Genomic DNA, 22,308 nt, shown 5'->3' with positions numbered 1-22,308 from the left:
ATTCTTTTCCCCCTAATTATGTTTTAAAGCTTCTTCGATTACTTTGCTTTGTAGAATTTTATAAATTTCGCCATCGCCTTCTGCAGTTGAAGAACGAACTTTACGTCCATGATATTCAAGTTCTACTTTACGATTTTCTAGAATACTTTGTAGTTTTAAGCTTACAAATGACCAAGCGCCTTGGTTCTTCGCTTCTTCTTGAACCCATCTAACAGTTTCTAGATTTCTAAATTCTGATAGAACATTTGTTATCTCTTCTTTCGGGAAAGGATAAAGTTGTTCTAAAGCAATTAAACAAAGTTCATCGTTAGGATTTTTTTGCAATTCTGTTTTTAAGTCAATAAACATTTTACCTGATGAGATTATAACTTTTTTAACTTTAGTTTTTTTGAAAGGTTCTACTAAAATAGGCTCAAATTGTCCTTTAGTAAATTCTTCAATTGGTCTTGAAACAATTTTATTACGTAACAAGCTCTTAGGTGACATTAAAACTAATGGTCTCATTTTGTCAGTATTTAAATATTTAGCGTGTCTTCTTAATAAATGATAATAGTTTGAAGCACTCGTTAAGTTAGCAATTGTCATGTTGTTCTCACCAGCTAGTTGTAAGAATCTTTCTAATCTTGCTGATGAGTGCTCAGGTCCTTGTCCTTCATTACTATGTGGCAAGAATAGCGCTAAACCACTCTTCTCACCCCACTTAGCATTACTATTAGCCATAAAGTTATCGAAAATCATTTGTGCCATATTTGCAAAGTCTCCGTATTGAGCTTCCCAAATATTAAATGATTGTGGATGATCTACGTTATAACCATATTCGAAACCTACGACTGCTGCTTCTGATAATGGAGAGTTATGGATATCAAATGATGCTTGACCGTTTGGCACGTGATGAAGTGGTATAAATAATTTTCCGTCATTTTCATCATGTAACACTGCATGTCTTTGAGCAAATGTACCACGTTCAGAGTCTTGACCCGTTAAACGAATTGGTGTTCCATTTTGTAAAATTGTTGCAAACGCTAATTGTTCAGCATGTGCCCAATCTACTAAGCCATCTTTTTCGAAAGGTTCACGGCGTCTATCTAATACTTTATTTAATTTTTTGAACACTGTGAAATCTTCTGGATAATCAAACATAGCTTCATTGATAGCTTTTAATTCTTCAAAAGTAGCATTTTGAAGCTTATAGTCTTGACCTTCACTAATTTTGTCAGGTAAAGTCATTTCCGGATTATCCATTTGTGCATCTTTATCTATTTTATCGTGTGCAGTTCTTAGTCTCTTAGAAACATCATCAAATATTTGATTCATTTCATCTTCAGAAATGATACCATCTTCGACAAGTTTTCTTCCGTATAACAACTCAATAGAAGGATGTTCTTTAATTGCTTTATACATCATTGGATTTGTGATGGATGGTTCATCCATTTCATTATGGCCATATCTTCTGTATCCAACTAAGTCGATTACAAAATCTTTGTTGAATTTTTCTCTGAAGTCCATAGCCATTTCAATAGCTTTAACAGTTGCTTCAACATCATCAGCATTTACATGGATAATCGGTAAATCATAACCTTTAGCCACATCAGTAGAATAAGTAGTTGAACGACCATCTGTTGCTTCAGTCGTAAAACCAATTCTATTATTAGTGATAATGTGTAATGAACCACCTGTTGTATATCCATCTAAATTACTTAAGTTCATTGATTCGAAATTAATACCTTGACCAGGGAAAGCAGCATCACCATGTATTAATACAGCTAGTGATTTGTTTACATCTTGACTAGGTCTACCAGCATCGATTGTAGTATCTTGGTTTGCTCTTGCTTTACCAAGTACAACTGGAGAAACGATTTCAAGATGACTTGGGTTGTTTGCTAACGTAATAGATTGTTCAATTCCATACTTGCTTGTTGTTTTAGTACCACCAAGGTGATACTTAACATCCCCAGTCCAACCAGCAGTAATTTCTAATGAACCATCTTTAGGTAAGAAGATTAAAGGATTTTTATGCATAAATTCAGAAATCATCATTTCATATGGTTTCTCTAACACATGTGTTAGTACATTTAATCTACCTCTATGAGCCATACCAATTTGGATATTTGGTATGTTTGCAGCATTTGTACGTTTTAAAACACGTTGTAACATAGGTACTAATGTGTCCACGCCTTCAATAGAAAAGCGTTTTGCACCTACGAAATTTTTATGGATATATTTTTCAAAGCCTTCTACTTCGGCTAAGCTTTTTAATAATTCAAGTTTTTCTTCTTTAGTAATTTCAATAGTTTTAGTTGATTCTATATATCTTTTTAGCCATACACGTTCTTCATTATTATTGATATGTGTATATTCAAAAGCTATAGGACCTTGGTAACATGAAGTCATATATTCAATTGCTTCATATGCATTATTAAATTCACCATCAAAATGATCTGATACGATTACAGATGGAAGTTTTTCAAGCGTTTCTTTTGATAGTCCAAAGTCTTGATGTGTTAATTTAGGTACGTTTTTTCTTTCTGGACGGTATACTGGATAAATATCGGCAGTTAAATGTCCATACTGTCTGATATTATCAATTAAACGCATTACACGTTTCACACTTGAGTTGTCCACCCCAGTACTTGATTGTAGGCCAGCGCCTGTGTTGTTACTAGTTAATTCATCGAATAACACTTGCAAGTCTTCTGGTACTGACTCTGGATCATTAACGTAATTATCATACATTTCTAACATTAACCCTAAGTTAGTTCCAAATCTTACAGGTGCTTCGACATGATTATCATTCTTCATGTTCCACCCTCCAAGAAAATTATAAACCGTTTACATTTCCATTTTAGCACTTAACAGTATTGAGTTAAAGGCTAATTTGACATTAAACACACTTATTTATTTATAAAAGATTCTTTAAATACAACTGAGATTTTAGTGTATTCATTTACGACACTATCTACTTTCACAGTACCATCATAAAAATTGACTAATTTCTTAGCAATTGATAGTCCTAAGCCATTCCCACCTTCTTTTCGTGAACGTGATTTATCAACTCGATAAAACCGATCAAATATAAAATCTAGGTCCTTTTTAGGTATACCCATTCCGTGGTCAATTATATCAATTGTGATATTTCTATTTTTAAGATTTGTGTTAATCTCGATGTTTTTATTTTTTGTGTCATATTTCATAGCGTTATCTATAAATATCAATAACATCTGTTCAAAATGAAATCGATTAATATTCATCCTAATTGCTTTGAAATTTGACTCAAAGTTAAATGTATAGTCTGGATGTAATGTTTTTAATGATTTAATTCTTGAGCGAATTTCATAATTTATATCTACAATATCTATTTCATCACCCGTACTAGAACGGGCATCTTTTGATAATAAAAGTAATTCTTCTACTAGTTTTGTAATACGCGTCATTTCTTCAATCGAAATATCTAAAGACTCTTCTAATACTTCAGGATTATTCTTACCCCATCTTTGAATAAGATTTAAATGTCCTTGAATAATTTGAAGTGGTGTTCTCAATTCATGAGATGCATCTTCAACAAATTGCTTTTGCTGATTAAAAGAAACTTCAAGTTGTTCCATCATATTGTTAAAAGTATGAATCATATCATCAGTTTCTTCGTAGTTAGTTGGAACTTCTAGTTTTTCTTGGAAGCCATCACGACGTATTTGCTTCATTTTATCGGATAAAATCGTGATTGGTTTAGTGATTTGTGTCGAGAATATATAACTAATAATCGCAATTAACAATAAAGCAATAAACCCAAATATTGTAGCCAAAATAATCATGAATTTAATAATAGCATTGTAATTATCGAGTGGATGAATTATAGCTTCATAGCCACTGAAATAGCTTGTGTTTACTGGCGTATAAATGACAATATAAGATCTATTATCTTTGCTCGTTTCATAAAGTTTATGGTGGCTTACTTTTTCGAATTTCGGTGTATAGTCTAAATTGTTATTATGTGTTTCTTCGAAAATAGGTTTGCCAAATTTATCATAAAGTACTATTTTTTGATTATCAGTAATTGTAGCGTTTATATCATTTGAAGTTATTTGACCTAATGTTTTAGTCTTCAATAAATTAACTGTGTCATATGCACTTCTTGTAGCTACACTAGTTTCTTGATCTTTTAAATATAAGCTTATGAAATAAATAATGAACATACTAAATAAAGCGAATATTATAAAGGTTATTGTCGTGGTGAGCATCATCCATTTTGTTTTTAATGATTGCTGTTTCATGATCTAATCACATATCCCACTCCTCTAACCGTTTCGATGATGTTTTCTTTTTTGTACGGTTTAAGTTTATTTCGTAAATAACGAATATACACATCCACGACATTCGTTTCAACTTCAGATTCATAACCCCAAACGTGATTTAATATTTGTTCTCTCTGTAGAACGAAATTTTGATTTTGAGCAAGTAATAATAATAATTCGTATTCAGTTTTTGTTAAATCCACATTTTCACCTTGAATTGAAACTGAAAATGCATTTTTATCAATAGTTAAATCATTTACTGTTATTGTGTGACTCACATCTTCTGTGTTTACGTTTCTTCTAATAATCACACGAATTCTTGCTAATAATTCTTCTATATCAAAAGGTTTAACAATATAGTCATCCGCTCCATAATCAAGCCCGATAACTTTATCGTAAGTGTCACCTTTTGCCGTAATCATAATAATAGGTGTTTCTTTTTCACGACGAACACGTCTGCATACTTCTAATCCATTCATTTTTGGCAACATGAGATCAAGAAGAATACAATTATAATCTTCAGATAAAGCTTGCTTAAGACCACTTTCTCCATCATTACATATTTCTACTTCATAATCTTCATGCTTAAGTTCTAATTCGATAAATCTAGCTAAATTTTGTTCATCTTCTATGATGAGTATTTTTTTCATAACTGCACCTCGTAATAATTTATAAAAATTTTTCTATTTAATTGACAATCATTCTCAATTGGGTATAATAGTAATTGAAAATGATTATCAATCAACTAAAAGAGTTCCCCCTCTATTTAGAAGGTAACATTTTCATGTTTAATAAGTTCATTATATATGAGCAGAACTATTTTATCATTTAAAATAGTATAAATTTTAAATAACTAATTGACATTCATTCTCATTTAGTTATAATAGTAATTGAAAATGATTATCAATCAACTAAAAGAGTTCCCCCTCTAAGTATGGATTGAACATTTTCTATAACCCCCTTTTATGCCCATAAAAGTAAAACACCCAAGTGATTCTGTCCAAATCACTTGGGTGTTTTTTTCTTATGTGGTTCAATCTTCAAGACTATTTTATAACTTAGTTCTTAACATGCTTTGAGTTAATAGAATACAAATAACGCCACCAATTATACCTGCAATGATGTCAGTTGGATAATGTACGCCTAAATATACACGAGATGAAGAGATCATTGCTATACATACGAGGCACAATCCTATTAAATATGGTTTCATTGTTTTGTTGGATATTCTATATAGAACATAAATCAATGATCCAAAAAAGGCGGTAGATCCCATGGCATGTCCGCTTGGAAAGCTAAATCCAGAAATATCTATAAGTCTCAATAAAGTTGGTCTTTCTCTATCGAATATATTTTTAAGAAGTGGATTTAAAGTACCTGATAATATCATTGTAATTGCAAAAAATAATGTCTCTATGTTATATTTTTTTAATTTCAAGTAGCAAATTACTATCAAGGATAGAGCTATCATTGCCCAAACTTCCCCTAATTTTGTAAAACCAAGCATAATAGAAGTTGTGATAAAACTTTCTGTTGAATATATAAAATTATAAACTTCATTATCAATCCACTTACCTAGTCTTGATTCATGAAAGAAAGCTATAACACCAAAAATCAAACTGAAAATAAGTATTAATAATGTACGATTAGCTTGGCTCATTCGATATCCCCCTTACTTTAAGTCTTCTTCTATTTTATTAAATAATGTTTCTTTAGTATAACTTTCTTTGAAATGAGACATTTTGTCAATAATGTCATCTCTTTCGTTTTCTAATTTGTCTAATTGCCTTACTAAATTTGATTGATTAACATCTTTTTCTTGTAATACTTTAGCATAGCCTTTTTTCTCGAAAATCTTAGCGTTATCAATTTGGTCACCTCGAGATTGATCTAATCCAAGGGGTATTAATAACATTGGTAATTTTAAGGTTGCGAATTCATAAATTGCATTTGCTCCTGCTCTACTAATAACAGTATCTGTAATAGCATAAAAGTGCATCAGTTCATTGGAAACAAATTCATATTGAACATAATTTTCATTATTGATTGTTTCATCAAGATGACCTTTACCTGTTAAATGTATAATTTGATATTTTTTAGTTAAATATTCAAGATTTTCTCTAATTGCTTTATTAAGTGCTTTTGAACCTAAACTACCACCCATAATTAAGAGAACGGGAAGTTTCGAATCAAATCCTGTTAATTTATAGCCTTCTTCTGTAGAGCCATCTCTTAAATCTTCTCTAATAATGGCACCGATATAATCAGATTTATCAGAAGGGACATATTTTAATGTTTCTTCAAATGTTGTATACATTCTTGTTGCAAATTTCATAGCAATTTTATTAGCTAAGCCTGGTGTAACATCAGATTCATGAATAATTGTTGGTATTTTCAATGATTTTGCAGCCATAATGACTGGTACACTTACGAAACCACCTTTTGAAAAAACGAGATCAGGTTTTTCTTTTTTTAAAACCTTTCGAGCATCTAATACACCTTTCATAACTTTAAAAACATCTTTTAAATTTTCAAAAGATAAATATCTTCGAAGTTTACCACTTGATATAGCAATATATTTAGTGTGTTTTGCAGAATTCGTAATCATTTCTCTTTCTATACCATTTTTGGAACCTATATAGATCGTTTCAATGTTACGTTTTTTTGCTTCAGGTATAAGTGCTAAGTTTACAGCTACATGTCCAATCGTACCGCCACCGGTAAAAGCTATTTTCTTCATTATTTATTTCTCCTCATTTTCTATCAATTTATAATAAGCATAAAATGGTGCATTTTTATCAAATGGAAATTCATCTGTTTCATATTCACCCATTTTTATAAAATCAAATTTATGAAACAATTTTTGTGCTCTTTTATTTAGTGAAAAAGTGTCCGTTAACACGATTGATAGCTCATTTTTTGAAGCATAATCAAGAGCGAATTGCATCATTATTTGTGCAATTCCTTTATACTCAGGATTCGTTGCCATTCTGTGTATAACAAGTGCATTTTCAGTGCTTACTGGCCAATCAAATTGTTGATACCATTCTGCTTGTACTTGATTAATGCAAATGTAACCTACTATTTCATCATTCACTTCATGTAAATAAAGATGCCCTTTATCAATATCGTCATAGAAATCTTTTTCTATAGGATATCGATGATCCCATTGTGGATTTTGATCAGCTAACATAATAGATTTAGCCATCTCTGTAAGTTTATTTATGTGAAGTATATCTGCTCGTGTTGCTGTTCTCATTTTTACTTACCTCCATCTACTTATGAATGTATTGAATAGCTTCATCTAATTGTTTATCTTCACTACGTATTTTTTTACGTAATAATTCTATGAATTTCTTAGTAGTGTCGTCTGTAAAGATACCATTTGATTCTAATTTATGATCATTTTGGAATGCTTTTACGTTACTTTCTAGTTCATTATCGAATTTTCCATTTTCATTGCTAATATTATACCCTAATGCTTTCAAACCAATCTTAATTGATTTAATCTCTTTTGAATTATCACCTTTTTGATAAGTTTTACTTGGATCGATGATTTCTATCTCTTCATATTTTGGTGCAGAGATTTTTTTATCAGGTTTAATCCCTTTTTTATGGATATATGATTTATTAGGTGTTAACCATCTCATGTTCGTATATTTAAGTATACTTGAATCGTTAAATTCCTTATGGACTTGTCCAATCCCTTTACCAAAAGTTGTAGTGCCTAGGACGTCTGCAATTTTGTAATCTTGTAAAGCTCCTGCGAATATTTCTGCAGCGCTTGCGGATCCTTTATTCACTAATACAGAGTAATCCATATCGTCAATTCCTGACATTTTTTTATTTTCAGTTTCCACTGCTTGAGGTTTGTCACCTTTAGTTTCTAAATAAATAACTGGTTTACCTTTATCTACAAATAAATTAACACTTGTAACAACTTCATCTAATAACCCGCCTGGATTATTTCTTAAATCTAGTACAATGTGTTTTACGTTATCTTTTTTAGCTTGTTTTAGGGCTGATTTTAATTCTTTAGTTGTTTTATTTTGGAACTTAGAAATGGCAATTACGCCAGTATCTTTCTTTTTAGTATAGTCAACACTAGTAACATGAATTTTATCTCGTTTAATATCTACATCAAAAGGTTCTTTTCCTTCTCTTTTAATAGTTAATGTGACAGTTGTGCCTTTTTTACCACGTACTTTTTCAACAATTTCATTTAATGATTTATTTTTGATAGATTTATGGTCAACTTTTGTAACGATATCTAGTGGTTGTACACCTGCTTTTTCTGCAGGTGAACCTTTCATTGGACTTGTAATTCTTACAAAACCTTTATGTACTTCCATTTCTGCTCCTATACCAACAAAATCACCTGAGATTTCTTCGTTGTAAGATGTCGTTTCTTTAGCAGATATGTATTCACTATAAGGATCATCAAGCGATTTAATCATACCATCGATGGCACCTTGTGTTAATTTATCATCATCAACGTCTTTATAATAGTCTTCATCGATTTGTTCATATGCTTCTTCAATTTTATTAAGACTTTTTTGTTTGTCATTACCAAAATTTAATCCGAATTTATAAGAGGCGAATGTCACTACAGATGTTAATAGTACAGTAACAAATAATATAATTAGTAATTTATATAGTGGCATTGTAATTTCTTGCTTTTGCTTATTTTTAAATGGTTTCATTTACTCACAACTTTCTTGTCAAATATAATTTATTTTAACAGTTAATTCATACAAAGAAAAACACTTTGGTGCACTCGACACCAAAGTGTTAAACATTTAAAATTTCAACCATTCTTCATATGAATCAAATAAATCATCGAAAACACTCATTGGCTGAGTAAACATAGCTTCTGTTTCTAAATAGTCAGAAAGTGTATGATAATCATTTGTAAACTTTGGGAATGATAAATCTTGGAAAATTAAATCAGCTAATTTTCCGATTTCACTATTTTCATTACGTTTCGTTAGAGCATATTGATAGAATGAATATTGTTTCATTTATTTCATTTTCACATCAATAGCTTTAGTTTCACCTTTAACTAAACTTTCTAATGATTCAATGTTAATATTTTCTGCATCATCAGTATTTGTAATGATAACAGGACTAATAACAGATTTAACTTTAGCTTCAATCGTTTCGATGTCAAATTTCAACAATTCATCACCTTTACTTACTACGTCGCCAGTGTTTACAAGTGCTTCGAAGCCTTCTCCACCTAATTGTACAGTTTCTAGACCAACGTGTATGAGAACTTCTAAACCATTAGAAGCTTTAATACCTACTGCATGATTTGAAGGTTTAAATACATTAACAATTTCGCCGTCGAAAGGTGCTACTACAACACCTTCTGAAGGTTTAATACCAAAACCTTCACCCATCATTTTTTGAGCAAAAACAGGATCTGGAATGTCTTCAATAGCTACATATTCTCCTGTGATTGGTGCATATACTTCAACATTTGTATCTTTAGATTTGTTACCGCCAAATAATTTTTTAAACATAAGTATCTTCTCCTCTAGTTATTAAAATGATTTACTAATTCTCCATACCCTAATTCTTCTAACTTATCGTATGGTATAAATTGCACAGCAGCTGAATTAATACAATATCTCAAACCACCTGTTTCTTTTGGACCATCATTAAAGACATGCCCTAAATGGCTATCAGAATCTTCAGAGCGTACTTCAGTTCTTATCATACCATGAGTTTTATCTACAAGTTCTATAACTTCTTGATCATCTAATGCTTTTGAGAAACTTGGCCAACCGCAATCAGATTCAAATTTCTCTTCTGAAGTAAATAAAGGTTTACCTGATAATTTATCAATATAAATCCCTTTATCAAAGTGGTTCCAATATTCATTTTGAAATGGTGGTTCAGTTCCATTTTGTTGTGTAACTAAAAATTCCATTTCATTTAAGTCATCTTTATTTTTTTTTAGCATTTTAGCGCCCCCAATATTTTTCTATAAATGCTTTACGTCCAGAACCTTGTTGATATCCTTGGTAATGTGCAGGATTTTTTAAATAATAATCTTGATGGTGCTCTTCCGCCGGATAAAAATTCTTATAAGGTTTAACTGGTGTAATGACGGGTTTATCAAAAATTTGTTGTTCATTTAATTGATTGATTTTATTTATTGCAGTTTCTTTTTGATCTTCATCATGATAGAAAATAACTGGTTCGTAGCTTTCTCCTCTATCGAAAAACTGCCCTCTATTATCAGTTGGATCAAATGTTTTAAAGTATATATTAAGAATAGATTCAAAATCTGTGTCTTCTTCATCATATTCAATTTGAACTGCTTCTACATGTCCAGTTTGATTTGTACAAACTTCTTCATAAGTAGGATTCTCGGTATGTCCCCCACTATAACCAGAAGTAACTTCTATAATGCCAGGAAATTCATTGAATGGTTTCACTAAACACCAAAAACATCCCCCAGCTAATGTTGCATATGCCATAGTTGTACCTCCTTTGATGATTAATTACTTTAGCTTAATATCAAAATACCATTTTTTAGCTGAAATATCTAATGTTTGAATTTGTATAGATTCAACGTTATCAATATCTAATTGATCTAAAGAGAGATAGACAGACTCATCTTTAGGATTTACTTGAATATATGGTGGAAGATCGCTATGTTTTTTTATTTGTGATAGTACAAATGGGTTTGAAATGTTCAGTTTACCTATATCAATAGCTTTTATTTCAAATTTTATCGTTTCATTATTTAACTTTACTGGTTTTGTTTTAAGGGTGATATCAATGTCTTTTCCCAATATTTTAGTACTTGTATCAAATGACAAAGATTTTTTTGTGATTTTCGATTGAATATTATACTTTTTAATTGAAGCATTCATTAATGATTCAAGTTCAGAATTACTAAAAGAAATCGTGAAATCTTTGTCGATTTTTTCAGAATTATTATTTGGATGGTTACTATCATCTGATATAGATACGAATATATATACCGTGGCTGTAAGTATTAAAATAATAAGAATAACAAAAGCAAAAAACCATGCCCGATGATTCATCCAATTTTTATTTTCCATAAAAGAACACGCCTATAGCGCCTTCACCTGTATGTGTTGAAACGACAGGTGTTGTTACTGCAGTATCAAACTTTTGAATATTTTTCTTTTCTTTAATTGATTTCATAAGTTTATTCACTAGTTGTTCTGCATTTGCATCTGCTATACCTATTTTAATGATTTCTTTCTTTTCTAAAAATACATCAAGTTCTTTCATAAGGTATTTAATGACAGCATTTTGAGTTCTAGCATTATGCATCATTTCTATTTTTCCGTTAATTACTTCACCAATTGGTTTAATATTCATAAGTGAACCAATAAGCCCTTTAGCTTTCCCAATTCTGCCACCTTTAATTAGGTTGTCAATATTACCTATAACAACAAATAACCTTAAATTATTTTTAATAACTTCAAGTTGTTCAACAATTTCTTCAATATTTTTTCCTTCATTAATCATTTTAACTACTTCTTCAATTTGGAAGCCATAAGCTAAAGAAATGAATTTACTATCAATAACTGTAACTTTGCTATCAGTCATTTGTGCTGCTTGCTGTGCTGCACTGAATGTTCCAGATAACTCTGAAGTCATATGAATACTAATAATGTCCGAACCATCTTTACCTAATTCGTCATATGTCTCTACTATTTTACCAATTGCAGGTTGACTCGTTTTCGGTAGTTTTTTAGCTTCTCTCATTTTTTCAAGGAATTCTGTTGAACTCATTTCAGTTTGATCTTCATAAGTAACGCCATCGATAAGTATATTTAATGGCACAACTGTTATATTGTTTTCCTTAAGATAATCTGCTGATAAGTCAGTTGTTGAATCAACGACGATTTTAATTTTTGACATAATGATTCTCCTTTAATGATTGAACAGTATTACTAATTTCCCCTTGAACATATTGGCTGACTTCTTGCATTGTTTTGTCTTCAAAGATTGAAGGATCAATCGGGTCTAAAATATGCACGTAAACATCTCCGGGAACGATTTTCTTTGAGTCTTGTGCTTCCATTATATTAGATGTTCCATATATTGCGATTGGCACAATTTTAACTTTTGCAGATTTCGCCAATTTAAATGATCCTGCTTTAAATTCTTGCATTTCTCCACCTTTACTTCGACTTCCTTCTGGAAAAATTAGCAGTGAATGTTGTTCTTTTAATTTATTTATACCATCTTTAATCATTTGTAAACTTGCTCTTCTATTTGAGCGATCTAAATAAATACAATTCATCTCTTCCATCCATGGTTTTAAAAATGGAATATTTTCTACTTCTTTTTTTGAAATAAAACCAAATGGTTGTGGTAAATGATTAATTAATACTGGAATATCAAAGTTTCCTTCGTGATTTGAAATATATAACACGGGTTCGTCTAGTGAATTTGTGTTACCAGTAATATGAGTTTGAACGCCTGCTGATTTCAAAATTCTTGTTGCCCATTTTCTAGCATATAAATAAACCATTTCATCTTGAGTTTGTATATCATCAACTAGCACTTTTTTCTTCTTAACTTTATTTAACTGTGACGTAACTAGCGCTGCATATCCAATGATATAGCCAAATGTTTTAGCTGTTCTTAACATACTATTATTTCCTTTCCAAATGCATATATGTGTGAGGTAATGTGTTTTTTTCATCTAATGTACCTGCTTCAGATGAAATAACTGTCCAATCTTTAAATTCGTATGGTGGGAAAAAGGCATCACCTTGGAATTTATCTTCAATAACAGTTATATACATATCGTCGACGCGATCCATCATTTGCTCGTATAGACCTTGTCCTCCAAATATAAATATATGTCCATCTAAATGATCAATTTCATCTAAGGAATGAATGACATCTACGCCTTCATGTTCAAAAGATCGATTTGAAGTTAATACGACATTTCTTCTATTTGGTAGTGGTCTAGCTAATGATTCAAATGTTTTTCTTCCCATCACAATAGTATTACCCGTTGTTAATGCCTTTACTCTTTTTAAATCATTTGGTAAATGCCATGGCATTTTATTATCTAAACCTATTACTCTGTTTTGATCATGACATACTATAATTGATTTCATTGTATTTACTCCTTCTTAAACTGCAATTGGTGCTTTAATACTTGGATGTGATTGATAATCTACTATTTCTAAATCTTCATATTCAATATCGAATAATGACTTATCAGTATTAATTTTAAGTTTAGGTGCAGAATATGAATCTCTAGAAAGTTGCTCTTCAATTGCTTCGATATGATTTTTATAGATGTGAGCATCTCCAAAAGTATGAACAAACTCCCCTACTTCTAGGTTACATTCTTTAGCAATTAAATGTGTTAATAAACTATAGCTAGCAATATTGAATGGTACTCCTAAAAAGATATCCGCACTTCTTTGATATAACTGACAGCTTAATTTTCCATCTTTAACATAAAATTGGAATAACGTGTGACACGGTGGTAAAGCCATTGTATCAATTTCAGTTGGATTCCATGCAGAAATAATATGTCTACGAGAATTTGGATTTTGCTTAATATTTTCAATTAATGTCTTAAGTTGATCAAAGCGTTGACCATCTTGATCTTTCCAATCTCTCCATTGTTTACCGTAAACGTTACCTAAGTTACCATATTTTTGCATAAAATCATCGTCGTTAAGTATTTTATTTTTAAAAATAGCTAATTGTTCTTTATATTGATCGTTAAACTTGTCATCAACTAAAGCACGACGACCAAAATCATTCATATCAGGGCCATTATATTCTTCACTTTCAATCCATTTTTTGAAAGCCCATTCATTCCAAATGTTATTTTTATATTGCAATAAGTATCTTATATTAGTATCACCTTTAATAAACCATAAAAGTTCGGTAGCGATTAATTTAAAAGATACCTTCTTTGTTGTTAATAGAGGGAATCCTTCAGACAAGTCAAATCTCATTTGGTGGCCAAATATAGAAATAGTACCCGTACCAGTTCTATCGTCTTTACTTTTACCTTCGTTTAATACTTTGTTACATAAATCATGATACGCTTTATCAAAGTTATTCATTTGAGCACCTCTTTTTCTTTATTCTTCCTTATCTATATTAACGAAAAACGTTATATTTTACTACTGATATAATAGAAAATGATATCGATAAAAGATAGAATCTTTCACTGAAATTATGTATAATAGAATTAAATTAACGAAGAGATCACAATTCAAAGGAGGCTATTTCAATGAATGAAATATTCGCTGTTATAGGGTTATTCTTATTATTAAGCTATATGATTAGTATGTGCATTACTGAATAGTACTTAAAAGGGGCAAAAGAACTTGGGACTTAAATCCCTTTCTTAACTAAAATCACCCAATCCGTTAGACTTATTTTCGGATTGGGTGAATTTTTATTTTTTATTTTGATTTTGTACTTAGTCCATAATGTGTTTTAGAACTTTTTCGTAAACATTGTGTGACTTTTAATTTTTTAAAGATATGACTTTTATAATGTGCCTTTACTATTAAATATTTATAATCTTCAATAGGTTTTATATTTTGAATTACATCTGTCATTCGAGACAATTCACCCATTCTATCGTTTTCGACTAACGTTTGTTCAAACATGTGATCTAAATAAAGTACATCTACTAATTTAGTGTTTTGCTTAACCCAATTGTTGTAATCATCATTTATAAAATGAATGCGTTCATATTCTTCTGGTTCTAGATAATTTTTCATGCCTTCTGAAATAACGAAATATATAAGAGGATTTTGCTCTATTGCATATATATTTGCTTGCTTAAAAATCTTCAATGTCATGTAACTATCTCTTCCTAACCCCATTGTTCCATCTATGAAATTAAAAGTTGATAAATTACTTGTTATATCATTCAGCATTTCTATAAGTATAGGTTGTTTATTTTGTTTCAACATGTGTAATTTAACTTTTACAGTATCTAAATGAAAATAAATAGGAGTATCCGGTGAAAAATATAATTTTGGCCCATTACTTTCAAAAACTATGACCGGTGTAGTATCATTTTGAAATAATTGCTTAATTGTTAGTTTATTTCGTTTGATAGTTTTAACTTCATTCACAAATTCTAATTTAGATAATATAGCAAATGCATCTTCTACTTGATTGTAGAGAGGTGCATTAACTTTAACTGCAGTTGTTAATCTAACGTTAGTCACAGTATTCATCAAAAGCGTCTTTAATATCCATGCAAATCTCTTGGATATCTCTTCCTTCAATATGTTCACGTGGCATAAAGTATTTAAGCTCTTTACCTTTAAATAAAGCCATAGATGGACTTGATGGTACTTGAGCAATATATGCTCTCATCGTTTCTGTTGCTTCTTTATCTTGACCAGCAAATACAGTAGCTGTTCTAGCAGGTTTCTTATCATTTTGCTGAGCTACTGTGACAGCTGCCGGACGAGCTAAACCTGCCGCACAACCACATACTGAGTTAACTACAATAAACGTTGTTTCATTTTGATCTACATTATCCATAAAATCTTTAACTGCATCAGGTGTTTCTAAACTTTCGAAACCTTGTCCTGTTAATTCTGTTCTCATCGGTTGAGCTAATTCTTTCATATATTGTTCGTATGCATTCATAATATTATTCCTCTCTCTTTCTATTCGCCATTTGTTTCCACACAGATCCTAAAGCAGCTTCACCATTTTCAATTCTTTCAATTGCCATTTGAACTTGTAGTTTAACGTCAAATGCTGGATCATCTTGTCTGTTTTTTAAAGCTTCTAAAGCTGTTTCATCGCCTTCATCAAAAATAAACATAGCTGCACGCCATCTTACAATTTTTTGAGGATCTTCAAGTGCTTCGATCATAACGGGTAAAGCTTCTTTATAACCTAAGTCACTTAAACAATCTCCAGCAGTTCTTCTTACAGAAACAACTTTATCTTTCATACCTTCATATAGATAAGGTAATGTTTCTTTTTGCTCTATCATTCCTAATAAAACGATCGCCATTCTTCGTACTTGAGGTTTCTCATCATGTAATGCTACTTCCAATAATGGATAATCCTCTTCTGTAGGAGTTGGAAAATCGTTTAACATTCTTAATTTTACTTTCCAATCTTGCTCTTGTTCAAAAGTTTCTTTATCGACATGAACAAATTGTTTTTCAGGAATTGTAATATCACTTGTTAAAGCTTCTTCAACTAGCTCATCTAAAATTGCTTTAGGATATAATGCTAGTAATTCTTCTTGTACTGTTTCAAGAACTTCTTCAACTTCTCCATAACGAACGCCTAAATCTTCCCATTTTCTCAAAAATACAACATTATCAGTGTCTTTAGTAGCTTTCAACATACTATCGATATAAATCTCTGGTAATTGTTTTCTCTTTTCTTGTTCTTGAGTTGTTAATTTAATTTGGTAAGGAATTCCTTTAAATTTTAAGACTTCTGCTTTTACTTCACCAAAATGTTCATTTACTTGATTGTTATTTGAGTCTGAATCCTGATCTGATCCAGATATTGCAGTTGTTACATCTTTTAGTAAAGTATCCCAATTTTCTTTAGGACGTTTATCCACGGCAATAAAATCCATTACATGGAATACAGATTTAATCCCTTCTAAATTTAATATACGGTTAATGAATTCAGGATTATGATCATTAACTTCTGTATAAGTGTTTGAAGATCTGTCTTCCTTTTTAAATGATAAAACGATTTTCATAGTGTTAGGACTTGGTGTTGGTTCAACTCTAACAATTTCCATAATATCCTCCTTATTGCAATTTGTTGCCTAGTTGTTTAATTCGTATACCTACAGAACATTCAGATATACAATATTGATGTGCTTGGTGTTTTCCTTGAGTTTCTCTATAATGCGTTTTAAGTAAACACCCTTTGCAGTATGTTTCCATTAAATGATCTATTTGTTTGATTGCTACTTTTTCTTCTTGAGCTAAAATAAGTGTCACTCCCTTACTAGACCGTTATTATACCATTCATAATACGAATTGTTTACGATAAAGCTTGTTGATTTTTATAACTTTGAGCCGTATAATAAATAAGTTCGATTATCGCGGTTTCTAAACACCCGCAATATCAAAATTTAGGAGGAACAAAGTTATGTATAATGAATTAATAGGAATCGGTACATTCTTCATCACATTTATATTGATGTTAGTCCTATACCGTTTCTTTGGAAAAACTGGCCTGTTTGTTTGGGTTGCTATAGGTACTATTATAGCAAATATACAGGTTATTAAAACAGTAGAACTATTTTCAGTTAGTGCAACACTTGGAAATGTAATGTTCGCATCAATTTATCTTGCAACAGATATATTAAATGATATATATGGTAGAAAACAAGCTAAAAAAGCAGTTTGGCTTGGATTTTCATCAGTTATCGTCATGGTTATTTTACTTCAATGTTCGCTAACATTCATACCAGCTCAAGATGATGTTTCACAAAAAGCGCTGGAAACTATTTTTAATATTGTACCTAGAATTGCATTAGGTTCAATAATCGCTTATGTTATTGGACAACATTTAGATGTACTTTTATTTAATTTAATTAAGAATAAGTTCTCATCAGATAAAACATTCTATATAAGAGCATATGGTAGTACTATTGTCAGTTCTATAATTGATACAGCAATATTTGTGTTAATTGCATTTTATGGCAACCTACCAAATAGTGTAGTATTTGAAATCTTTATTACAACATATTTCTTAAAACTACTTACAACAATATCAAATGTACCATTCGGTTACATTGCAAAGTCAATGTATAGAAAAGGCAAAATTAATGATTAAAACAGATAAGTATTATAACTTTTAATACTGAAAAAATCTCCCAATCCTTAAAATTATTTTAGGAATGGGAGATTTTTTTAACACATTATATATTATTAATTCTCTTCTTTTTTATCTTTACGACGACCAAATAAGAATAATGCGCCGACACTTGCAAATAAAGTACCGAATAAAGTTGTGTTTTCAATTGGTTGTTCACCAGTATTAGGTAGAACTTCTGTTTTTGAAACATTTTCATTATTCATTTCTTTATTTTTAGTGATTTTATTTTGTTCATTGCCTATTGAAGTGTCTTTTAAAGCACTTTCTAGTTTGTTATTAGACAATTTGTTTTGATTATGAGGTTCTATAAGTTCATGAGATTTAATTGTTTGAACAGAATCTTTATTTTCTGTCTTTCTAGAATTTGACATGTCATGTCCACTTTCTTTTGAATTAACAATTATTTTAACATTTACTATTTCTGTAGAACCATCTGGATAAGTAACTTTAACAGGAATAGTTTGCTTAGTACCTGAAATTACATTTGCTGGAGGTGTAACTGATAACGCACCAGTTTTAGAATTTATTTTTATATCCCACTTACTTTGTACTGTTGCTCCAGGTATTTCGAATTTTGTGTTTTTAGGCAGTTTTCCATCACCAATTTGTGGAATGGTAATACTTTTATCAGGTGAAATATTTATCGGATTATCACCATAGCCAGGCATGTTTTTATCTACATCTTTAGCTTTGTTATTAATCATATCAGTAGGATTTGATTGTAACTTAAGTTTTGAATTATCTGAAGCAATCGGTGATTCTGCTTTACCCGTTACTTTCGCTGTATATTTGTTTTCAGGTAATGGTGCTGTTGGTATAATTTCAACAATACCTTGATCATTTGCGATCCCTTCTCCAACCTTGTTACCATCTTTATCGAAAATTTCTACTTTATAGCCTGGTTTAGATATTATTATAATTGGATCTTTTGTACTAGCTTTACCAGTTAAGTCTGTTTGAGTATCAGGTTTAGTTGATTGTGTTGTATCTTTCGATTTGACAGGTTCAGAAGCATCAGACGTATTTGGTGTTTCCGCGTTATCCGTTGCTTTGGCTGTGATATTACCTTCAGGTAATGGTTTTGTTGGTGTAATTTCAGCTACGCCTTGATCATTAGCGATGCCTTCACCAATCTTATTACCATCTTTATCGAATAATCCTATTTTAGATCCTGGATCAGCTTTTACAACGATTGGATCTTTCGTGCCACCTTTACCAGTTAAATCTGTTTGAATCACAGGTTTAGTAGGCGGCGTTGTATCTTTCGATTTGACTGGTTCAGAAGCATCAGATGTATTCGGCGTTTCAGCATTATCTGTCGCTTTAGCCGTGATATTACCTTCAGGTAATGGTTTTGTTGGTGTAATTTCAGCTACGCCTTGATCATTTGCGATACCTTCACCAATCTTATTGCCATCTTTATCGAAGATTTCAACTTTAGTTCCAGAGTCAGCTTTTACAACGATTGGATCTTTCGTGCCACCTTTACCAGTTAAATCTGTTTGAATCACAGGTTTAGTAGGCGGCGTTGTATCTTTCGATTTGACTGGTTCAGAAGCGTCAGACGTATTTGGCGTTTCCGCATTATCTGTCGCTTTAGCCGTGATATTACCTTCAGGTAATGGTTTTGTCGGTGTAATTTTAGCGATACCTTGATTATTAGCGACGCCTTCACCAATCTTGTTGCCATCTTTATCGAAGATTTCAACTTTAGTTCCAGGGTCAGCTTTTACAACGATTGGATCTTTCGTACCACCTTTACCTGATAAGTCTGTTTGAATCACAGGTTTAGTAGGCGGCGTTGTATCTTTCGATTTGACAGGTTCAGAAGCATCAGATGTATTCGGCGTTTCAGCATTATCTGTCGCTTTAGCAGTGATATTACCTTCAGGTAATGGTTTTGTTGGTGTGATTTCAGCTACGCCTTGATCATTTGCGATACCTTCACCAATCTTATTGCCATCTTTATCGAAGATTTCAACTTTAGTTTCAGGGTCAGTAGTCACTGAAATTGGATCTTTCGTACCACCTTTACCTGATAAGTCTGTTTGAATCACAGGTTTAGTTGGCGGTGTTGTATCTTTTGATTTGACAGGTTCAGAAGCATCAGATGTATTCGGTGTTTCCGCATTATCCGTTGCTTTCGCTGTAATATTACCTTCAGGTAATGGTTTTGTTGGCGTGATTTCAGCGACACCTTGATCATTTGCGATACCTTCACCAATTTTGTTTCCGTCTTTATCGAAGATTTCAACTTTAGTTCCAGGGTCAGCTTTTACAACGATTGGATCTTTCATACCACCTTTACCTGTTAAGTCTGTTTGAATCACAGGTTTAGTTGGCGGTGTTGTATCTTTCGATTTGACAGGTTCAGAAGCATCAGATGTATTCGGCGTTTCAGCATTATCTGTCGCTTTAGCAGTGATATTACCTTCAGGTAATGGTTTTGTTGGTGTGATTTCAGCTACGCCTTGATCATTTGCGATACCTTCACCAATCTTATTACCATCTTTATCGAAGATTTCAACTTTAGATCCAGGGTCAGCTTTTACAACAATTGGATCTATCGTGCCACCTTTACCAGTTAAATCTGTTTGAATCACAGGTTTAGTAGGCGGCGTTGTATCTTTCGATTTGACTGGTTCAGAAGCGTCAGACGTATTTGGCGTTTCCGCATTATCCGTCGCTTTCGCTGTGATATTACCCTCAGGTAATGGAATAGTTGGTGTGATTTCAGCAACACCTCGATCATTAGCGATGCCTTTACCAATCTTATTACCATCTTTATCGAAGATTTCAACTTTAGATCCAGGGTCAGCTTTTACAACGATTGGATCTTTCGTACCACCTTTATCAGTTAAATCTGTTTGAATCACAGGCTTAGTTGGTGGTGTTGTATCTTTCGCTTTGACAGGTTCAGAAGCATCAGACGTATTTGGCGTTTCCGCATTATCCGTTGCTTTGGCTGTGATATTACCTTCAGGTAATGGTTTTGTTGGTGTGATTTCAGCTACGCCTTGATCATTTGCGATACCTTCACCAATCTTATTGCCATCTTTATCGAAGATTTCAACTTTAGTTCCAGGGTCAGCGTTTACTGAAATGATTGGTGTCATATGAGCTTTACCAGTTAAATCAGTTGTGATGACAGGTTTAGCCGGCGCTGTTGTATCTGTCACCTTGATTGGGTCAGAAGCGTCAGACGTATTCGGTGTTTCTGCATTATCCGTCGCTTTCGCCGTGATATTACCTTCAGGTAATGGCATAGTTGGTGTGATTTCAGCGACACCTTGATCATTGGCGATGCCCTCACCAATTTTGTTTCCATCTTTATCAAATAATTCGACTGTAGAACCTGGTTCAGCGTTTACTATAATAGGATCTTTCGTACCACCTTTGCCAGATAAATCAGTTTGGATTACTGGTTTAGTTGGTGGTGTTGTATCTTTCGATTTAACTGGATCCGAAGCATCAGACGTATTTGGCGTTTCCGCATTATCCGTCGCTTTCGCTGTGATATTACCTTCAGGTAATGGTGTTGTTGGCGTGATTTCAGCCACACCTTGATCATTAGCAACACCTTCACCAATCTTATTGCCATCTTTATCGAAGATTTCTACTTTAGAACCTGGTTCAGCGTTTACTGAAATGATTGGTGTCATATGAGCTTGGCCTGTTAAATCAGTTGTGATAACAGGTTTAACCGGTGCCGTTGTATCTGTCGCCTTGATTGGGTCAGAAGCGTCCGACGTGTTCGGTGATTCTGCATTATCCGTTGCTTTCGCCGTGATATTACCTTCAGGTAATGGCATAGTTGGTGTGATTTCAGCGACACCTTGATCATTGGCGATGCCCTCACCAATTTTGTTTCCATCTTTATCAAATAATTCGACTGTAGAACCTGGTTCAGCGTTTACTATAATAGGATCTTTCGTACCACCTTTGCCAGATAAATCAGTTTGGATTACTGGTTTAGTTGGTGGTGTTGTATCTTTCGATTTAACTGGGTCAGAAGCATCAGACGTATTCGGTGTTTCAGCATTATCCGTTGCTTTGGCTGTGATATTACCTTCAGGTAATGGCATAGTTGGCGTAATTTCAGCGACACCTTGATCATTGACGATGCCCTCACCAATCTTATTGCCATCTTTAT

22 protein-coding genes are annotated in these 22,308 nt (G+C 32.1%); 1 reads left to right on the top strand and 21 read right to left on the bottom strand.

Features of this window, described 5'->3' with window-relative positions; translation table 11 throughout:
• Window positions 1-12 precede the first annotated feature (12 nt).
• The 20 genes from LQ609_RS00110 to LQ609_RS00015 form a co-directional block, all read right to left on the bottom strand.
• Window positions 13-2,799, bottom strand: coding sequence for a 2-oxoglutarate dehydrogenase E1 component (locus LQ609_RS00110; RefSeq protein ID WP_078358152.1), 2,787 nt, complete (start codon window positions 2,797-2,799; stop codon window positions 13-15).
• Window positions 2,800-2,891: 92 nt separating this feature from the next.
• Window positions 2,892-4,268 carry a HAMP domain-containing sensor histidine kinase gene (locus tag LQ609_RS00105; RefSeq protein WP_078358153.1) on the bottom strand — a complete coding sequence of 459 codons (1,377 nt, stop codon included), beginning with the start codon at window positions 4,266-4,268 and terminating at the stop codon, window positions 2,892-2,894.
• Window positions 4,265-4,939, bottom strand: coding sequence for a response regulator transcription factor (locus LQ609_RS00100; protein WP_107509846.1), 675 nt, complete (start codon window positions 4,937-4,939; stop codon window positions 4,265-4,267). The genes LQ609_RS00105 and LQ609_RS00100 overlap by 4 nt, the downstream gene beginning before the upstream one ends.
• A 401-nt stretch (window positions 4,940-5,340) precedes the next feature.
• Window positions 5,341-5,949, bottom strand: a complete 609-nt coding sequence (locus LQ609_RS00095; RefSeq protein ID WP_078358158.1) for a phosphatase PAP2 family protein — start codon at window positions 5,947-5,949, stop codon at window positions 5,341-5,343.
• Between the two features lie 12 nt (window positions 5,950-5,961).
• On the bottom strand, window positions 5,962-7,029 hold the full coding sequence (locus tag LQ609_RS00090) for an undecaprenyldiphospho-muramoylpentapeptide beta-N-acetylglucosaminyltransferase (RefSeq protein WP_239734201.1): 1,068 nt from the start codon (window positions 7,027-7,029) through the stop codon (window positions 5,962-5,964).
• Between the two features lie 3 nt (window positions 7,030-7,032).
• The gene (locus LQ609_RS00085; RefSeq protein ID WP_239734200.1) at window positions 7,033-7,548 is read right to left on the bottom strand and encodes a GNAT family N-acetyltransferase; all 516 of its coding nucleotides are present in this window, start codon (window positions 7,546-7,548) and stop codon (window positions 7,033-7,035) included.
• A gap of 16 nt (window positions 7,549-7,564) precedes the next feature.
• Complete coding sequence (locus LQ609_RS00080; protein WP_208143816.1) at window positions 7,565-8,992, bottom strand: S41 family peptidase; 1,428 nt, start codon at window positions 8,990-8,992, stop codon at window positions 7,565-7,567.
• Window positions 8,993-9,088: 96 nt separating this feature from the next.
• Entirely contained in the window at window positions 9,089-9,310 is a 222-nt protein-coding gene (locus LQ609_RS00075; protein WP_078358163.1) for a YozE family protein, read from the bottom strand.
• Entirely contained in the window at window positions 9,311-9,814 is a 504-nt protein-coding gene (locus tag LQ609_RS00070; protein ID WP_078358165.1) for a PTS sugar transporter subunit IIA, read from the bottom strand.
• Between the two features lie 14 nt (window positions 9,815-9,828).
• Entirely contained in the window at window positions 9,829-10,257 is a 429-nt protein-coding gene (msrB, locus tag LQ609_RS00065) for a peptide-methionine (R)-S-oxide reductase MsrB (RefSeq protein WP_078358166.1), read from the bottom strand.
• Window position 10,258: 1 nt separating this feature from the next.
• Window positions 10,259-10,777 (bottom strand): peptide-methionine (S)-S-oxide reductase MsrA, encoded by a 519-nt coding sequence (gene msrA, locus LQ609_RS00060; RefSeq protein WP_078358167.1) that lies wholly within the window; start codon window positions 10,775-10,777, stop codon window positions 10,259-10,261.
• A 24-nt stretch (window positions 10,778-10,801) separates the two neighbouring features.
• Window positions 10,802-11,368: a DUF2140 family protein gene (locus LQ609_RS00055; protein WP_078358168.1), complete on the bottom strand. Its 567-nt coding sequence runs from the start codon at window positions 11,366-11,368 to the stop codon at window positions 10,802-10,804.
• Window positions 11,358-12,200, bottom strand: coding sequence for a DegV family protein (locus LQ609_RS00050; protein WP_078358169.1), 843 nt, complete (start codon window positions 12,198-12,200; stop codon window positions 11,358-11,360). Before LQ609_RS00050 ends, LQ609_RS00055 begins: the two co-directional genes overlap by 11 nt.
• Window positions 12,187-12,936, bottom strand: coding sequence for a lysophospholipid acyltransferase family protein (locus LQ609_RS00045; RefSeq protein ID WP_119634464.1), 750 nt, complete (start codon window positions 12,934-12,936; stop codon window positions 12,187-12,189). The genes LQ609_RS00050 and LQ609_RS00045 overlap by 14 nt, the downstream gene beginning before the upstream one ends.
• 4 nt (window positions 12,937-12,940) lie before the next feature.
• Entirely contained in the window at window positions 12,941-13,414 is a 474-nt protein-coding gene (locus tag LQ609_RS00040; protein ID WP_203153274.1) for a dihydrofolate reductase, read from the bottom strand.
• 15 nt (window positions 13,415-13,429) lie between these two features.
• A complete protein-coding gene (locus tag LQ609_RS00035) occupies window positions 13,430-14,383 on the bottom strand; it encodes a thymidylate synthase (protein WP_239734199.1) in 954 nt (317 codons plus the stop codon).
• A gap of 345 nt (window positions 14,384-14,728) precedes the next feature.
• Window positions 14,729-15,517: a class I SAM-dependent methyltransferase gene (locus LQ609_RS00030; RefSeq protein ID WP_239734198.1), complete on the bottom strand. Its 789-nt coding sequence runs from the start codon at window positions 15,515-15,517 to the stop codon at window positions 14,729-14,731.
• Window positions 15,501-15,938 carry a BrxA/BrxB family bacilliredoxin gene (locus tag LQ609_RS00025; RefSeq protein WP_078358178.1) on the bottom strand — a complete coding sequence of 146 codons (438 nt, stop codon included), beginning with the start codon at window positions 15,936-15,938 and terminating at the stop codon, window positions 15,501-15,503. The genes LQ609_RS00030 and LQ609_RS00025 overlap by 17 nt, the downstream gene beginning before the upstream one ends.
• Before the next feature lie 4 nt (window positions 15,939-15,942).
• Window positions 15,943-17,067 carry a virulence factor gene (locus LQ609_RS00020; RefSeq protein ID WP_107509856.1) on the bottom strand — a complete coding sequence of 375 codons (1,125 nt, stop codon included), beginning with the start codon at window positions 17,065-17,067 and terminating at the stop codon, window positions 15,943-15,945.
• 10 nt (window positions 17,068-17,077) lie between these two features.
• Window positions 17,078-17,272, bottom strand: a complete 195-nt coding sequence (locus tag LQ609_RS00015) for a zinc-finger domain-containing protein (protein ID WP_078358180.1) — start codon at window positions 17,270-17,272, stop codon at window positions 17,078-17,080.
• A 151-nt stretch (window positions 17,273-17,423) separates the two neighbouring features.
• Between LQ609_RS00015 and LQ609_RS00010 the strand changes: the two genes are divergently transcribed.
• Window positions 17,424-18,113, top strand: a complete 690-nt coding sequence (locus tag LQ609_RS00010; protein ID WP_115337446.1) for a queuosine precursor transporter — start codon at window positions 17,424-17,426, stop codon at window positions 18,111-18,113.
• Between the two features lie 95 nt (window positions 18,114-18,208).
• Here LQ609_RS00010 and LQ609_RS00005 read toward each other — a convergent pair.
• Window positions 18,209-22,308: Rib/alpha-like domain-containing protein (locus LQ609_RS00005; protein ID WP_239734197.1), on the bottom strand; the 4,100-nt coding region annotated here is incomplete at its 5' end.

This window comes from Mammaliicoccus sp. G-M28 (genome assembly GCF_022386595.1).
Classification (GTDB): Bacteria; Bacillota; Bacilli; order Staphylococcales; family Staphylococcaceae; genus Mammaliicoccus; species Mammaliicoccus fleurettii.
Note: the sequence above shows the minus strand (reverse complement) of the source record. Positions and strands in the feature narration are given on the sequence as shown.

Coding starts and splice junctions, on each gene's coding strand:
- LQ609_RS00110 (WP_078358152.1), bottom strand. CDS start 2,799: ATGAAGAATGATAATCATGTCGAAGCACCTGTAAGATTTGGAACTAAC.
- LQ609_RS00105 (WP_078358153.1), bottom strand. CDS start 4,268: ATGAAACAGCAATCATTAAAAACAAAATGGATGATGCTCACCACGACA.
- LQ609_RS00100 (WP_107509846.1), bottom strand. CDS start 4,939: ATGAAAAAAATACTCATCATAGAAGATGAACAAAATTTAGCTAGATTT.
- LQ609_RS00095 (WP_078358158.1), bottom strand. CDS start 5,949: ATGAGCCAAGCTAATCGTACATTATTAATACTTATTTTCAGTTTGATT.
- LQ609_RS00090 (WP_239734201.1), bottom strand. CDS start 7,029: ATGAAGAAAATAGCTTTTACCGGTGGCGGTACGATTGGACATGTAGCT.
- LQ609_RS00085 (WP_239734200.1), bottom strand. CDS start 7,548: ATGAGAACAGCAACACGAGCAGATATACTTCACATAAATAAACTTACA.
- LQ609_RS00080 (WP_208143816.1), bottom strand. CDS start 8,992: ATGAAACCATTTAAAAATAAGCAAAAGCAAGAAATTACAATGCCACTA.
- LQ609_RS00075 (WP_078358163.1), bottom strand. CDS start 9,310: ATGAAACAATATTCATTCTATCAATATGCTCTAACGAAACGTAATGAA.
- LQ609_RS00070 (WP_078358165.1), bottom strand. CDS start 9,814: ATGTTTAAAAAATTATTTGGCGGTAACAAATCTAAAGATACAAATGTT.
- msrB (WP_078358166.1), bottom strand. CDS start 10,257: ATGCTAAAAAAAAATAAAGATGACTTAAATGAAATGGAATTTTTAGTT.
- msrA (WP_078358167.1), bottom strand. CDS start 10,777: ATGGCATATGCAACATTAGCTGGGGGATGTTTTTGGTGTTTAGTGAAA.
- LQ609_RS00055 (WP_078358168.1), bottom strand. CDS start 11,368: ATGGAAAATAAAAATTGGATGAATCATCGGGCATGGTTTTTTGCTTTT.
- LQ609_RS00050 (WP_078358169.1), bottom strand. CDS start 12,200: ATGTCAAAAATTAAAATCGTCGTTGATTCAACAACTGACTTATCAGCA.
- LQ609_RS00045 (WP_119634464.1), bottom strand. CDS start 12,936: ATGTTAAGAACAGCTAAAACATTTGGCTATATCATTGGATATGCAGCG.
- LQ609_RS00040 (WP_203153274.1), bottom strand. CDS start 13,414: ATGAAATCAATTATAGTATGTCATGATCAAAACAGAGTAATAGGTTTA.
- LQ609_RS00035 (WP_239734199.1), bottom strand. CDS start 14,383: ATGAATAACTTTGATAAAGCGTATCATGATTTATGTAACAAAGTATTA.
- LQ609_RS00030 (WP_239734198.1), bottom strand. CDS start 15,517: ATGAATACTGTGACTAACGTTAGATTAACAACTGCAGTTAAAGTTAAT.
- LQ609_RS00025 (WP_078358178.1), bottom strand. CDS start 15,938: ATGAATGCATACGAACAATATATGAAAGAATTAGCTCAACCGATGAGA.
- LQ609_RS00020 (WP_107509856.1), bottom strand. CDS start 17,067: ATGGAAATTGTTAGAGTTGAACCAACACCAAGTCCTAACACTATGAAA.
- LQ609_RS00010 (WP_115337446.1), top strand. CDS start 17,424: ATGTATAATGAATTAATAGGAATCGGTACATTCTTCATCACATTTATA.